Annotated in this window: 13 protein-coding genes and 1 tRNA gene; 8 read left to right on the forward strand and 6 right to left on the reverse strand. The window is 55.7% G+C overall.

Going from position 1 to position 14280, the window contains the following annotated elements:
* The first annotated feature begins 12 nt into the window (after nucleotides 1–12).
* Nucleotides 13–429, forward strand: coding sequence for a MarR family winged helix-turn-helix transcriptional regulator (locus M0D69_RS32405; RefSeq protein ID WP_301785926.1), 417 nt, complete (start codon nucleotides 13–15; stop codon nucleotides 427–429).
* A gap of 34 nt (nucleotides 430–463) precedes the next feature.
* Here M0D69_RS32405 and M0D69_RS32410 read toward each other — a convergent pair whose 3' ends face one another.
* A complete protein-coding gene (locus M0D69_RS32410; protein ID WP_301785927.1) occupies nucleotides 464–883 on the reverse strand; it encodes a DUF1801 domain-containing protein in 420 nt (139 codons plus the stop codon).
* A 510-nt stretch (nucleotides 884–1393) separates the two neighbouring features.
* Between M0D69_RS32410 and M0D69_RS32415 the strand changes: the two genes are divergently transcribed.
* The 3 genes from M0D69_RS32415 (at nucleotide 1394) to M0D69_RS32425 (ending at nucleotide 4206) form a co-directional block, all read left to right on the forward strand.
* Nucleotides 1394–2626: a Crp/Fnr family transcriptional regulator gene (locus M0D69_RS32415; RefSeq protein WP_301785937.1), complete on the forward strand. Its 1233-nt coding sequence runs from the start codon at nucleotides 1394–1396 to the stop codon at nucleotides 2624–2626.
* 81 nt (nucleotides 2627–2707) lie between these two features.
* Nucleotides 2708–3448 carry a motility protein A gene (locus tag M0D69_RS32420; protein ID WP_301785928.1) on the forward strand — a complete coding sequence of 247 codons (741 nt, stop codon included), beginning with the start codon at nucleotides 2708–2710 and terminating at the stop codon, nucleotides 3446–3448.
* Between the two features lie 53 nt (nucleotides 3449–3501).
* A complete protein-coding gene (locus tag M0D69_RS32425; RefSeq protein ID WP_301785929.1) occupies nucleotides 3502–4206 on the forward strand; it encodes an OmpA family protein in 705 nt (234 codons plus the stop codon).
* Nucleotides 4207–4246: 40 nt separating this feature from the next.
* On the opposite strand, the gene M0D69_RS32430 is transcribed toward M0D69_RS32425, so the two are convergent.
* A complete protein-coding gene (locus tag M0D69_RS32430; protein WP_301785930.1) occupies nucleotides 4247–5296 on the reverse strand; it encodes a phytoene/squalene synthase family protein in 1050 nt (349 codons plus the stop codon).
* 1108 nt (nucleotides 5297–6404) lie between these two features.
* On the opposite strand from M0D69_RS32430, the gene M0D69_RS32435 reads away from it, so the two are divergent.
* A tRNA-Leu gene (locus M0D69_RS32435) sits at nucleotides 6405–6489 on the forward strand.
* Nucleotides 6490–6640: 151 nt separating this feature from the next.
* Entirely contained in the window at nucleotides 6641–7849 is a 1209-nt protein-coding gene (locus M0D69_RS32440; protein ID WP_301785931.1) for an integrase arm-type DNA-binding domain-containing protein, read from the forward strand.
* Between the two features lie 9 nt (nucleotides 7850–7858).
* On the opposite strand, the gene M0D69_RS32445 is transcribed toward M0D69_RS32440, so the two are convergent.
* From M0D69_RS32445 to M0D69_RS32455, 4 genes are all read right to left on the reverse strand, one after another.
* Nucleotides 7859–8167 (reverse strand): H-NS histone family protein, encoded by a 309-nt coding sequence (locus M0D69_RS32445; protein WP_301785932.1) that lies wholly within the window; start codon nucleotides 8165–8167, stop codon nucleotides 7859–7861.
* A 158-nt stretch (nucleotides 8168–8325) separates the two neighbouring features.
* Nucleotides 8326–10023 carry a metallophosphoesterase gene (locus tag M0D69_RS32450; protein WP_301785933.1) on the reverse strand — a complete coding sequence of 566 codons (1698 nt, stop codon included), beginning with the start codon at nucleotides 10021–10023 and terminating at the stop codon, nucleotides 8326–8328.
* A 316-nt stretch (nucleotides 10024–10339) separates the two neighbouring features.
* Nucleotides 10340–10870 carry a Mov34/MPN/PAD-1 family protein gene (locus M0D69_RS43900; RefSeq protein WP_367619787.1) on the reverse strand — a complete coding sequence of 177 codons (531 nt, stop codon included), beginning with the start codon at nucleotides 10868–10870 and terminating at the stop codon, nucleotides 10340–10342.
* Nucleotides 10813–12561, reverse strand: a complete 1749-nt coding sequence (locus tag M0D69_RS32455) for a ThiF family adenylyltransferase (protein WP_301785934.1) — start codon at nucleotides 12559–12561, stop codon at nucleotides 10813–10815. Before M0D69_RS32455 ends, M0D69_RS43900 begins: the two co-directional genes overlap by 58 nt.
* An 89-nt stretch (nucleotides 12562–12650) precedes the next feature.
* On the opposite strand from M0D69_RS32455, the gene M0D69_RS32460 reads away from it, so the two are divergent.
* Nucleotides 12651–12776 (forward strand): hypothetical protein, encoded by a 126-nt coding sequence (locus M0D69_RS32460; protein ID WP_301785935.1) that lies wholly within the window; start codon nucleotides 12651–12653, stop codon nucleotides 12774–12776.
* Nucleotides 12777–12955: 179 nt separating this feature from the next.
* The gene (locus M0D69_RS32465; RefSeq protein ID WP_301785936.1) at nucleotides 12956–13819 is read left to right on the forward strand and encodes a WYL domain-containing protein; all 864 of its coding nucleotides are present in this window, start codon (nucleotides 12956–12958) and stop codon (nucleotides 13817–13819) included.
* Nucleotides 13820–14280 lie beyond the last annotated feature (461 nt).

Raw genomic sequence — 14280 nt, forward strand, 5'->3', positions numbered from 1 at the left:
TCCAGGACATCGATGAAAAACCCCGTTCGCGGACTAACCAAAGCTGCTTTCGAGCAACTGTCTGAGTTTCGCTATCAGATGCGGCGTTTCGAGCGCTTTTCGGAAAAGGCCGCGCAGAGCGAGGGCATTACACCCTTGCAATACCTGCTGCTATTGCATATCAAGGGCTACCCGGATCGCGAGTGGGCGACTGTCGGCGAACTCGCAGAGCGACTGCAGGCGCAGCATCACGGCGTGGTTGCACTCATCACGAGATGCGAGGCGTTGAATCTCGTGCGAAGACAGCCCGGCGAGATTGACCGGCGAGAGGTTCATATCCACCTTGAACCCGCCGGCGAGGCGCTTTTGTCGCGGCTCGCGCAGATACATCGCGCTGAGCTGAAGTCGCTGCGTGGTGCGTTCAGCGTCCCCCAAATCGATTCCGACTAGCCGGTCGGACAACCTGCGAGAAAAAGCTATAGCGTCATGATTTTTTACCTTCATGTACTTTCGCTCGAGTACCCGCAGGCGCGTTCTTCTTCAATTTGAACTGATTGTATTCAATAGCGGCACGGACGAGATTTTTCAGAGCACGCTCATTAATCTTGTCGCCCTCGAAATAATCGATCGCTCGTCTTGCGTTACCTTCGAGGCCCGCGTTGAACAGCTTGTCAGGATCTGCGAGGCTTGCCCCGTGGGCAAAAGTAAGCTTCACCTTCCCTTTGTGTGCGTTGGCGACCGCGATCATTCCGTCTCGAGACCACACCGGGCTTCCCATCCACTTCCATTCCTCGGTTATCTCCCCGTCGGCCGCAAGGATGCTCTTGCGGATGCTGGCAAACGTTTTGCCACGCCAGTCTGTGATTTCTGCGATCAACTGGTCAATACGTTCCGATGGATTCATTGGATCTTTATGCCTCGAATTCTGGTCCGCTCACGCGACCACCATAGTAATGGTGCGACTACATTATTAAATGAAACGCAAGCAGCAAGAAGCCGTAGACAGCCTGGCCGTTGTAATCGCTACTCATACCTGAAATGAAGACACCGTTCCAGTCGTGAGTATCGCCATCCGCGGCTAGCGCAACACACGCGTCTTTGCCCGGCTTCTGCCTGCCGGTTATCGCCGCAGTTGACCCATTTTAACGTTTGCGTACTCGCCGCAGATGATCGCAGCGTCACGTCTTGGCAGAAGCGTTGTATGCCCATCCCTGCCCCGCGTTTTCCGCGCGAAAACGATTTCCCTGCAGCCCCCGGGTTTTGCGGGGACCAACAAACCCTGAGTAGAGCGAACATGACTAAAGAGTTCCGAAGAAAGGTCGTTATCTGATCTACAGACCATAGAAATTGGCGAAACGCTTGCGTGTCCGACAAACAAAAAACGGCGCCAAGCGAAAACTCTTCGGGGGCTACATTGAACCAGGAAAACTCATCAAGACTGCGGGCATTTGCCCCGGGTGAGGTCATCTACTCGGAAGGGTATGTTGGAACCTCCGCGATCTATGTGATTGCAGAGGGCAAAGTCGAGATTTCGACCAAATGCGACGAAAGACGTGTCGTCCTCGCGACCCTTGGAAAGGGAGAGTGCTTCGGAGAATCGGCGTTGCTGCCGTCCGAGCCACGCGGGTCGACGGCGAAGGCGCTTAGCTTTTGCCGACTAAGCGTAATCGACGCAAAGGTCGTGGAAGAAGAACTGGAGCGCGTCTCGCCCCTCCTTCGCCACATGATGCGCACTCTGATTCGCCGGAACAAGAGGAAGGACGAACTCCTGGCGACCTACACAAACGCTGATTTTCTGCCCGGCATAGTCTCCTATGCGCACTTACTTAGCTTGATGTCGGGAACTGAAAGCCGAGAAGTGCAGAGCCGCCGGTCTCAATCGGATGAAGTTGCAATTCCTCTTGCTGAGGTGTGCAAGCGGTGCCAGGCGGTAGCCGGCCATCCTCGCGTGCATGTCATGGCCATGCTCAAACGTATGGAGAAACTCAACCTCGTCGCGCTCGAGTTCGGTCGCCCGGAGTTTCTCGGCAATGTCCCGGCTCTTGCCGCTGACGACACCTCGGGCCGTCAGGTTGTCACCTTCGATCCTGTGCGGATTATCGAACGTGCTCAACGAGTCGGCGGTCATGATCTTGATATCTCGATCGCCAGCGAGCTGGAATTGATAGAACTGGCTGACCTTGAGGCCCTGATAGGAGTCGAGAGGCAGCTAATACTCGATAAGCTCTCGCGCGCGGAAATCGCCGAAGATATTTTTGCTTTCCGGCGAGCCAAAGTGCTGACGTACATTGAAAACAATGGCGTGGCTTATTTCTCCAAGAAAAAGGTGCGCGCCGCCAGCGAGCTCGAATCGCTTACTGACCTGGATCTCGTTGACGACCGGACGCTATTTGATGCTGTCAGCGCATTCGATACCTACGATCTCGCGAAGCTGCTCTCCTCGGCGACCGACCGCTCTGTATCCGAGCGGCTGCTTTCGGTCATGACAAAGGCCCGGCAGAGTGAAACGTCGTGGATCATGCGGCGTGACCTCGTGATAAATCCGCTCGAGATACAGGACATCGAACAACGATTCATTCAGCTGGTCAAGTCGATAAAAGCCGGGCCGGCAACCGACTCGTCAGCACAGCTTTCTGTTGGAACCTGACTGCCCGGCCCCAGGTCTTGTCCCGCAGATCAGGGGTCAACAAAAATAGTCGCAGCCGTCAAAAGATAAACGAGGAATCGTATGGATATCCTAACGCTGTGCGGAGCGCTTCTCGGCATCGTCGCGATTGTTCTCGGTTTTACTCTGGAAGGCGGCCGGTTCCTGACCCTCTTCCAGATAGAAGCCATCGTCATTGTCCTGGGCGGCACGATCGGCGCCGTGATGGTTCAGAACACGTGGGTAAAGTTCTCGGCAGGGGTCAGGCAACTGAGCATGGTGTTCACCAAGGCCAAGCCGGTAGATCGGGAAAACCTGACCATCTTGCTCGAATGGGGCCATAAAGCAAAAGTGGAAGGGATGCTCGCATTCGAAACCATCGATCCCGAAGGCATTAGTCCCTTTGCCAAGAGGGGACTCGAATTGATCGCCAACGGCGTGCCGACTGCCGTGATCGAGGATGCGTTGCAAAGGGAGCTGGACGCGTACGAGCGCAACCAGATGGCGGCCGCCCGGATATGGCTGCAGGCCGGAGGCTATGCCCCGACGTTCGGCATCCTGGGCGCTGTGCTGGGTTTGGTTCAGGTAACAGGCCATCTCCTGGAGCCTGCTCTGCTTGGCCAGGGTGTCGCGGTTGCTTTCATCACGACGCTTTACGGACTGGCTCTCGCCAATATGCTGTTGCTGCCTATCTACGGGAAAATCAAGGCAAGAATAGATAGCGAATTACGATTTAAAAAATTGTACTTTGACGGCTTGCTCGCCATCTCCCGCAAAGAGTCTCCCCAGTTGATCGAAGCCCGTCTCGTGGCGGATATTACTTAGAGACGGAATGTGATGAGCAGGTACTTTAACGCGCCAATTTTCGTCTAGAGATCATGTCCTCGGCATCTACCAAACCCAATCTCAAGTTCGACGATGACGCCGAGGTACTCTCCGAGCGTTGGCTGATTTCGTACTCGGATCTCGTGACCACCTTGATGGTGCTCTTCATCGCGCTATACGCGATGCAGCTAGCCAAACATCGAGAGCTTGAAACGAAAAATCTCGCTTTGGCACCGGTAGAGAAAAACCTGGGCCATGCAAATACTCATGTACCCCGGACTGCGGCTCTTGACGAACTCCAGGCGTCCAAGAGAGAGCTGATTTCTTCATTAAAAGTTCTGCGCGACAAGCAGGAAATTCTTATGCGCGAGAGCGCGCGCGGTGTCGAGATCGAAATCAACGCGAAGATACTCTTCCGCTCGGGTGAGGCACATCTGATGCAGGATTCAGATGCTGTGCTGAACCAGGTGGCAACTGCGCTAAAGGAACATTCGGCACAACAGATCCTGGTTGAAGGACACACGGATTCCGTGCCGATCTCGACGACAAAATACGAGTCGAACTGGGAGCTTTCGTCTGCACGGGCCGGCTCGCTCGTACGGTTCCTGGTCGATAGAGGTATCGAGCCACACAGACTTACAGCGATCGGCCGCGCGGACAATATTCCGGCTGTCATGGGCGATGACCCACTTGCCCGCGCAGCCAATCGTCGGGTCGTGATCATCGTGCAATACGATTTACCGAATCCCCCTCAGTAAATTCCGGCGGGATATTGTGAGCCCGTTGTGAGTCCGACGATCACTCTTTCATCCCGGCTTCGACTCTTCCAATCAGCCGCTCAACCCAGCTACGGAGTAGCCTGTTCGATGGCACCAGCGGCACCGAATACGCCATGACCCGGTACACGTTGCTGCGCGGTATCTTTGAGATTTTATCCGGGTCCAGCCAATCGTCATTGTTCACAAGAAGCAGTAGCGTCTCCAGCCCGATGAGAATCGGCCATAAACAGGCCAGCCGCAGTCGAACGGAGAACGCGGGAATAGCGAGCGTGTATTCGAGGGCTTCACGGAAGTGATCAAGGGTTCCCTGGACAAGTTCGAACATGAGCGGCCGGGCGCGACGGGAAGCATCCGGTAATAACAGGTCCTGCGGACTCAAGCCGGATCGATCAAGCATCGTGGCGGGAAGGTAGCAGCGCCCTATGCGCAAATCTTTGCCACAGTCCCGCAAAACATTCGTCATCTGCAGCGCTTTTCCGAAACGAATGCCACGCTTCAACATCGTCTCGGGACTGTCCTTAAGTGTTCCCGGCATGTGCGCGTACGTCATCTTGGTCCAGAATTCCCCAACGCATCCCGCGACCATGTACGTGTATTGATCAAGTTCGCCCAATTCCTGAAGCGCGATAATCTGCCCGGAATATTCGTTGGGAAAAGTACGCAGGTCGAATTCCATGCCCTGCGTGAGCGTAGCGACAATCTCGCGTACAGCCTCCTGATCAGACTCGCTCAATTGGGACAACACCGTCAGCGCGGGCCCGAGCGACTCAAGCAAATGCTTTTCGTCGGACTGCGTCTGCTGGCCCGCCACTTCCACCGCAATACGAGCCAGCGCTCCATCGTCCGAAGCGCCGTTGACCTGACTGCGAAGCGACAAGAGCAGATCCAGCCGCTGCTCCGGCGGGATCAGCGAAGTATCCGCGATCGTGTCCGCCGCGCGTGCCAGGAGGTACCCGAGGCCAATAGGATCGCGCATCCCGGCAGGCAGTATGCGCAGGGTGAGGTAGAAGGACCGTGAAACGCCTTTCAGTAGCGGACCTAGAAGGAAGGCTCGAGCAGGATTACGCATGGATCGGATCGGGTCGTGGTTGGACAAATCGGGCGCCGCCGCATTGTATCCGGCAACGTGCTTCCGGTCTGCTGCGTGCGCCCGCTCCTTCCGGCTCAAAGATCCGCCCCTCAATGAGCGCCCTTCCCGTGCCTCACTTCGCGAGAATCGTCGACAAACGCTCCCTCCGACATCCGGAGGCAACGCGGATGATCGTTGAAAACTCACGAAACCACTGCAATCCGTCCCATCGGGCTTATGTTCTGCTCGCTCGGCGGGACGGCTGTGATTTTGCTTGCCGGCTTACTACGGCTTGCGGGGCAAAGCGACGCCGGCGCCGCTACGGCTGGTTGCCGGCGACTCGAACACCCCGTGAGTGGGTCCGTAGCTAGGACGCGCATTGACGTCTGCTGGAGAACTATTATTCTTCGCCACGCCGCCCGAAGACGGCGCGTTCAGCGCTTGCGTTTCCAGTAGTTTTTTACTCCGGTCGTTCAGCGCAGCATTGCCCGTTTCGAGTAAGCAACAGCAGCATATGAACCCAAGGATAAGTTTCCGTTTGGTCATGAGCGCCTCCTCTTCACGTACGCACGGCCACGGGAACTCCAACGTGTCGGTTGAACCGGCGACCTGGCGATTTAACGCTGCCCGTGGCTTGTCCAACGACGCGTGACCCGGAACGAGGGAAGCATGATCGACTAATCAACAACTCGTCCGCGGTGTCATCGTCGATTCGATTATCGTGCGCCTTTGTGAACTGCATAACAAGATGGTCCAGGGTTGAGTTCGGCTTATCGCCCCCGGTAGCGAAATCCCGATTCGATGTGTTCTTTTGGCGCACTGCAAGATCGCATGGCACTACACCCTGGAACGGCGATTGCCTCCTCAAACTGTCTCTGGAATTGAGGATCGGCGCGTACTGGCGCGGCACACATGAGCGATGGTGGGGATCAAATCCGCACGTCTGGCAATTTCGCCTGGGAGAGTTAGCTGCCCACTCGTTCGCCATGGGCACTCCTTACCCCTTACTCCCTCTCGGACTTTTTCTACCCTTTTTTATCCATTTCTTACGTGACCATTGACAGCTTTGAATCGTTCGCTAAAATAGCACCCTTAGTTGCATCCCTTGGCCCAGGTGGCGGAATTGGTAGACGCACATGGTTCAGGTCCATGCGCCGCAAGGTGTGGAGGTTCGAGTCCTCTCTTGGGCACCAACACGTAGTCCGGAGCAATCCGAAGATGTCCGAGAAACCCCGTAAAGCCTTGTGCCTACGGGGTTTTTTGTCTTTTGAGTTCCGATGAGATCCAGTAACATCCGGCTTTTTTACGTATACTGGTGCGTATACCAGTCTCGGGGGCAACGTCATGCCCAGATACGTCGAACCGAAGTCGGAATTGGTGTTTCGCAATGCCAAAACAGGGCCGAAGCCCTACCTCCTATCGGATGGCCAAGGTCTTTCCCTTCGCATACGTCCGAGCGGCGCAAAGACCTGGCTACTCCGATATCGCCGTCCTGGCACTGGAAAAGAAAACTTCCTGAGCCTCGGCCCCTACCCCGACGTTAGTTTGATCGAAGCACGGCGTCGCGCCGCCGCTGCTCGCGATCTCGTACGCGAGGGCACCGATCCGGTCGAACAACGACGTGCCGATGTTTCCGCGCGAAAGCGCGCTGCCGACGGGGCCTTCCATCTCGTCGCCAAGGCATGGCTTGAATTCAAGCGCAAAGAGTGGGCAGATGAAACCTACCGCAAGGCCGAATTTGTCCTGCGCGAGTATCTGACACCGGCGCTACGCAACAAGTCGATCTCGACGTTGTCCACCGCGCAGGTCAAACCCATTCTCGAGACGATCGCGGCGAAAGCGCCCAACCTTGCATCGAAGGCACGTCAGTACGTTGGCGGTATCGTCAGTTACGCCATCCACAATGACCTGCGCGAAGACGGACTACCGCTGGCGCTGCGTGGCGTCCTTCCGCGACACAAAAAAGGTCATATCCCCGCGATCACAAAACCCGCCGACATCGGCCCGCTCGTGAAGGCTATCAACGCTTACTCGTCCCCTATCACTCGCGCTGCGCTGAAGCTCGCGATGCTGACCGGGTTGCGACCCGGCGTCATCGCATCGGCCCCTCGCAGCGAAATTGATCTCGACGCAGCCGAATGGCATATTCCCGGTGAACGCATGAAGATGCAGCATGACCACATCGTTCCACTTCCCCGACAAGCACTGCTTGTTCTGAACGAACTCAAAACAATAACGGGCGACAGTGCCTATGTTTTTCCGTCTCCAGCCAGACAGAAAACTCCGCATCTGCACCGCGACGCTCTTAGCAAGGCGCTGCGCGATATGGGGTTTCAGGGCAAACACGCGACCCACGGCTTTCGGGGAATGCTGCGCACCGTCGGCCGCGAGCGGCTGGGCATAGATATCGACGTGCTTGAAGCGCAGTTGGCCCACGCGAAGCGAGGCGACGTGCAAAAGGCCTATGACCGTACGACCTTCGATGACGACCGCCGTCGAGTCATGCAGGAGTGGGCTGATTACGTCGACAACTGTGTAGGGGGCAAAAAGTGACGAGACGCCTCACTGACTGCGAAACAAAGATGGTTGTATGAGAAAATCGGCGCGGCTCTTGTCTACGATCCACTGGGGCACCCGTCCCCGTCCGCTCCAGATGGCCCCAGTGGCCGGGTCGCGGTATTTCGCGTTGGCTGCTGGGGGGACCATAGGGGCCTGAGCTTTGGTACCCATTAGCTCCTGCAGGGTAATTTTGTATTCCCTCATTTTCGCGACGATCTCGCGCAGCGTGCGCTCTGCTTCCTGCTGACGGGCTTGCTCCAACTCCTGTTGGAGCGTTTCGCGCCGTGCCAGTAGCTCGTTCAAACTAGGCATTACCGTTTCCATATCATTCGAAATAAATTAGATCGAGTTTGACATCGACAAGGATCGCCTGACCACCGAATGTTAACCGCTAATGCGCGGACTTGATAGCAGTTGCGAAGGAGACTGGTGCGAGTGACCCGCGCCGTGGCAGCCCACCGCCCCATCTACTACCTAGGGACTGTCATCGATCTGATTTGGGGCTCCGCGGCAAGTCTACATGCTCCCTTAGAAGATTGAAGCTCTACCAATCTCCAACTGCCCGCTCCGGGCTGCAAGCGCGCGCCAATAGTCGCGGACGGGCTAGCAACGATACTGATATCTGTGTTCTGCACTCTGCCTAAGTATGCTATGTGCCTGTGCCCGTGGAATACGACTGTCGGCTCTCGTCGCTTCGAAAGCATCTCTACAAGCTGGACCGCATTTTGGAACACTAGGAATGCATTCTGCACACGAGACGCCCACTTTTTCGCGTACGGCATTGCTATGTGATGGTGTATGGCGAATACGAAGCTGTCGCATAGGGGCGCCATTTGTGCCATCAACTCATTGCATGCATTAATTGTCTCGGCAGGAACCGCGCCGATTGCGTTGGTAATGTTAATTGACGCCGGTTTGACCGTATCCAGGATTACGACACCAACCCGGTTGCCTTCGATGACGGCGACCATTGGAAACATTTCATCCCAGATCGTCGTCATTGGCCGCCGCGCAAGTTGATTATCGGAGACGTGCGCTTCAACTGCATTGCGTTGGCGGTCAACGTATTCGCTCAACTTCATAAGCCGCTTTGTCTGACGGTCGACCAGATACGTTCTTTCGCCCATTACCTCTGCCATTGCACACATTGCACGGATCTGGCGCATTCGTCGTCCAAAACTGTCGAGTCGCTCAGCTCGGGTAGGCCAACGACCCTGCTGCATATTCAGGTCGTGATTGCCAGGAACAAGAATCATCTTATTCTTTAGGTTAGCTGGGGCGGAGTCAAGGAATCGGGTCCAGCTCCTGCATGTCCCGCTGTCTGTTATGTCGCCCGTCAACAAAACGGCGGCACAGTCCTTCGCGTCCTGCTCCAACGCCGCCATCAGGCTCGAGACAAGACCGTCGGAAATGCATCCCGAACCTTCAGTCAGGGGCACATCGCTGCTGTCGGTTATATGTAGATCAGACGCGTGCAGTATGCGTACAGTTTGGGACGTATTTGTCGCAACTATTGAAGGCGCGACAGCTTCGTCGCACTCAGGCTTCGCAAACACCATGCGCCATTTTGACGAAAAACCGAACCTGATCGTTAACGCCGTAACTATGGTGCCGGTCACCAGTCCCGCTACAAATTTGAACATTTGCGGAGTTGCGAATTGGGTTAGCGCGCTCGATACATCCAAATTGGCTGGTAGTCGGGGTACTTGGCCGGCCGTCCACCGAAAACAGGCTAGTGTGGCCGCCGTCACAACGAAAACCATTGCCCACCCGAACACCTTGCGGAGAAACCAAAACTTCGCTGGAAGACAGGTGTGACATAAGGAATGTGCAGACACGACCATTCGCCCGACGACATCTTCGAACTGAGTCCAAAAATGACTGACTACCTCGGGAATTTTCGGCCAAGCCGCTGAGATGGTAACGAACATCGCTGCAAAGACGGCGACCATGGCCCAATCCATTGAACCAAGTGGTACACCTCGATGGGTTGCCGAGGCGCCAATCGCCGCGACGAGCGATGCACCGTACATCGCCGTACATACCAGATAGATATATACGCTGGCGGCAAATCCAGATATTTGAATGAAACGACTGGCCAAGCCTGCATATTCTCGTCGCCCATGCGACGAGGTTTTCTCAAGCAATTCTCGATATTCGCTTTTCATTCGTTAAACTGGCCACAGCCAGCTACCCCGTTAGTCTTCGGTTTGATTGCATCCACGATGCCTTTGTGGACGCGAAAGATAGTCGTTATAAGGCGAAAATCGTTGAAGTCATTTGCATACACGCGCGAGTCGACACACCGGGCTCAAGGGAATATGTAATCTACCGATCTCGGTCAATGCCTTCTTCGACTACGTGGCGATACCTTGCGCGACTTGGCTGATCCGATCGGAAGGCGAATCGAGACGCCACAGCTGTTTCATGCGCCGTGCAGAATCAATTTAGAGGGTGTGATCGCGCCTTTGCGCGTCGTCCATACTAGAAAACGCGGACTGTACCAGTCGTGTGTTGAATAAGGAAACCGCCCAGAAGCTCACCAGTGTACTGATGTACCTTCCAAGCCCATTTCCTATTGCTTCCTCCGCCGATCAACATCAGAGGCCGTGCAAGCGCGGCGTCAGAATACCTTGCGATACCACGCAATGTCCTGCGATCCAGCCAGCTCATCACAGGGGTACCGTCCGGATGAGTGTGCCAGTCCCCGAGGTAGACCGAACGTGCAGATGTCATTTCAAATATCTCGTCCAGCGCGCGACACTGCCATTCGTGGTCGGGCCCGAATCGGTTCCGCTCGTGAATCGCTTCTGGTCCTGGGCCCACAACATACTGAACGACGGGCTCACCGTTGTTAGCAAAGTACCCTACCAACACACCACCGGTTTCAAGGGGATATGTGCGCTCGGCTTCATCAACGAGGTAATTGAATGCCCCCTCGCCTATCCACAATTTATTCATACCACCGTGCACGCCGGGCAATCCGATCTGCCCGCCAACGTATAAGTGTCCCATTGCGGAGCCAGCGAGAAACCGTCGCGACGCAGATCGGTAACAGCAACGTCCCACGCAAAATCTGGATAGCTGTTTTCAGCCTCGGATGTCAGCGTCGCGACTGCAAGCCGTCCCGCGAGCAGCGCTACGGTATCGCTATCTATTCCCGCACCGATGAAAGTGGGTTGAGCACATCCTCCGGGCTGAATTTCTTCCGTGCCAGCGTCTGCCGGAAGTCTGATCGTCCCGTCATCAAGGCCACGGAGGAAGCAATGCCAGCAGCCCGCCGTCTTGTGTGGCCGTATGCGCCCGACAATTCCTCCAGCTGCGCCATGAGTGGTCGTCAGCCACACGTACGGTTTATGTAGCTCCTGAGCAAGGTCGGCCAGAAAGTGACTGACGCGATGACTCGCGGTGGCATCGATGATGACGTCGGCCTCGACGCACAATGACCTTAAGGCGTCGTATTCCGAGGAACCAACTGAGCCCGGGGTGCGGGCGCCGCCAATCCTGCAGTTGAAGCCTTTCACTTCGGTGTACGGATACTCGTGAGCAATATGTGATACCAACGCAGTTATCTTCTGCAGTCCGGCGTACTGCCATCCCAGCGCCCATCTGACAGTATTACCTATCTGAAGATTATCGCTGTCCACCAGACACAGACGACCAACGCCAGCACGAGCCAAGTGCATACTAACTGGCGAGCCCAAACTACCAACACCTACGACCAGTGCTGACTTTTTCCTTAACGGCATCAAAAAGGGGGCCCGGCTGAGCCATGCTTTTTGGCCGCCCCAGTCTGCTCTGACCAGCTCCAGATTGAACATCGCATCGCGAGCGCGCTTTGCTTCGCGTTCCACTCGTATCGAAAGAAATACCCAATCGTCAGCATTGCTACGCCACGACACCTCATCCGGATATACGAACCCAGCAGCGAAAACTTCGCCGCGCCTAGCCGCCTGTATCGTTCGCGCGAACATCGGAACTGCGGACTGAATTAGGCGAAAAAACTCATTCGGTGCATTATCCGGATCGCTCAATTTAGGCCGCTGATCCAGCCGTAGCCAAAAGCCAGTGACGCGACGGCTAAAGACAGGCACCTTTGTTCCGAAGCGGAGAAGTGGTTTGCTCTGCAAGTCCGTGATCGTTTCGATCACGCCATTCAGGAATGCTCGGCCAGAAAATTGAGGTGGGACTGGACGGGCCAATACGCTCAGGCGGCCAGCCCGAACTTCCTGCGCCGGCGTTTCGTCCGGCACGATAAGCGCGCACTCCGGACTGTACGGCAGGAACGAACTGAGGGGTTCGCCGACATGATCCTCCGCGCACGCAACGGTCTCCGACACGGCGTGCTCATGATTGACACTTAGGATTAAGGGAAGCTGCTCGCTCAGCAGCGTCGCCAAAGTGTCATGTCCGGGACGCCAGTCTTCGCCCTCTCGTGCTAGTAAACAAAGATTTTTACCGACCGGGTGCTGATGGCGATCGAACAAAAGATTGTCCGAAGTGACCATCGGCACGAAATAAGGAAAAGTATCAGGGTAGACCGCATTGATGCCAAGCGTGCTTTCCCCCTGTAAAATTTCCACACGCACCACCAATTGGCCTGCGGCCATAGCCGCCTGATCATACGACCAGGCGTAGCCAAGCGCGTCCAGCGCAACTATCTCCCTTTGCCATTCACCCGGGTAACGGTCCCACCAAGCCGTCATGATTAGCCTACCGGACGATGACCGGGGGGCTTCGGCGCGCCGGAGCCAGGATTGGGACGGCCACCCGACGACCCGGGCGGCGGCGGCTGTTGGCCGTGCTCATGCTCGTGATGGCCGTGTTCACGTTCGTGATGCTCATGACCACGATGTTGCTCGTGGTTATGGTGCTTTTCGCGCTCGTGCTTGTCGCGCTTTTCGTGACGTTCGTTCATTGAGATTGTTCCCCAAAAAAAGATCTCCCACAGCACTGACGCCGGGCGCCCTCGCTGATCGACCGCCTCTGCGACCAATGAAGCAATTCTACAGCTGAATCGTAAAAATTAAAATACTTTTTATTACCACATATTTTTTCTTATAGCATATTTTTGATCTTCATCTACAATAGGGCGATCAAATGGAGCCCAAAATGAACCTTCCGCGAGACATACAGCGCGAACGCCTTTACTACATCGAATTTCTGGCCCTTTTTGCGGGGCAAGTCAGCCGGAAGGATTTAACAGGCAGATTTGGGATCAGCGAGCCTGCGGCGACCAAGGACTTGTCGCTGTACAGCGAACTTGCCCCGTCGATGCTCCGATACGATCTGCGACGCAAGTGCTACGTATTTGATGGAGGGAAACCGTATTTCAAACACAACGTCGAGCAGGCACTACATGCACTTGCGGGAATCGGTGCGGTCGACTATGACCCGTCAAGGACTAAGCGCCTCCCCGGATGGGTAAGCTCGAGCATCAGACGAGAGCTCGCTCTCGATCTGGTTTCAACGCTTACCCGGTCCATTGAACAACATCAATACGTCATCGCGGAGTACACATCGCTATCGAGCGGCTCCCGAAAGCGGAAGTTGTCGCCTTTAGCAGTGGTGAACGACGGCCTTCGTTGGCACATCCGCTGCTTCGATCACGACCGCAAGGAATTTCTCGACTATGCGTTGACCCGATTCGAGAGCGCGGAGGTCGGCGGCGCTTCGGACATTGGCTTGGCAGACGACAAGGAGTGGAGCACCGAAGTCACCTTGAAACTCGTGCCTCATCCCAAAGCCGATCATCCGGAGGCGACCTGCGTCGACTTCGATATGCTAGACGGCGCGAAGCTCGTCACGCTGAATGCGTGCTTGGTTGGATATTTCCTTCGCCACTGGCACGTTGATTATTCAGTCGATGCTTCCGGAAGTCCGCGTGCTCAGCAACTTTTCCTAGCCAATCGCATCGAGCTTCAACGAAGCGGCGTGCCAAGTTGGGCTCTGAAGATAGATTGAAGTTGCCCGTCCAGAAAGTAAGCATCTTCGCAAAACCCTTGTGCCGTCCCGCCGCTGTCCGTCGGTCGCCCGACGGTGACGACGCGTGTTCGCCGAGGCCTTTATTAGTCAGCCTCAGGATGCTTTTCATATGGCTTTAGATCCAGCACTGTACGGGAGGGCACACGGTCCAAAACAGGAATGCCGGTCATCACCAACCGCGGACCGTCTGGCTCATACGTTAGCCCTTCAGGCAGGCAGTCACTAGCGACTCGCGGACTTTGTTCCGCCAGCCGCACGTAGTGTTGTTTGGTCCAGCTCAAAACGGCCTGGTGGAGAGGCTTGACAGACCTTTCTGAGATAGAGTTATCGTGCTGTAGCCCCATGACGTTGAGGTGGATAGCGTCAACCAGAACGTCCGGTTTACCGACAAATGGAATGAACGCCCCCACCTATCGGACGTTAGGATCTGAAAAGTGGAC

The organism is Caballeronia sp. SEWSISQ10-4 2 (assembly GCF_030464885.1).
Taxonomy (GTDB): Bacteria; Pseudomonadota; Gammaproteobacteria; order Burkholderiales; family Burkholderiaceae; genus Caballeronia.

Bases quoted from the DNA above. Each gene is read 5' to 3' on its own strand.
- M0D69_RS32405 (WP_301785926.1), top strand. From the start codon at position 13: ATGAAAAACCCCGTTCGCGGACTAACCAAAGCTGCTTTCGAGCAACTG.
- M0D69_RS32410 (WP_301785927.1), bottom strand. From the start codon at position 883: ATGAATCCATCGGAACGTATTGACCAGTTGATCGCAGAAATCACAGAC.
- M0D69_RS32420 (WP_301785928.1), top strand. From the start codon at position 2,708: ATGGATATCCTAACGCTGTGCGGAGCGCTTCTCGGCATCGTCGCGATT.
- M0D69_RS32425 (WP_301785929.1), top strand. From the start codon at position 3,502: ATGTCCTCGGCATCTACCAAACCCAATCTCAAGTTCGACGATGACGCC.
- M0D69_RS32430 (WP_301785930.1), bottom strand. From the start codon at position 5,296: ATGCGTAATCCTGCTCGAGCCTTCCTTCTAGGTCCGCTACTGAAAGGC.
- M0D69_RS32440 (WP_301785931.1), top strand. From the start codon at position 6,641: ATGCCCAGATACGTCGAACCGAAGTCGGAATTGGTGTTTCGCAATGCC.
- M0D69_RS32445 (WP_301785932.1), bottom strand. From the start codon at position 8,167: ATGCCTAGTTTGAACGAGCTACTGGCACGGCGCGAAACGCTCCAACAG.
- M0D69_RS32450 (WP_301785933.1), bottom strand. From the start codon at position 10,023: ATGAAAAGCGAATATCGAGAATTGCTTGAGAAAACCTCGTCGCATGGG.
- M0D69_RS43900 (WP_367619787.1), bottom strand. From the start codon at position 10,870: ATGGGACACTTATACGTTGGCGGGCAGATCGGATTGCCCGGCGTGCAC.
- M0D69_RS32455 (WP_301785934.1), bottom strand. From the start codon at position 12,561: ATGACGGCTTGGTGGGACCGTTACCCGGGTGAATGGCAAAGGGAGATA.
- M0D69_RS32465 (WP_301785936.1), top strand. From the start codon at position 12,956: ATGGAGCCCAAAATGAACCTTCCGCGAGACATACAGCGCGAACGCCTT.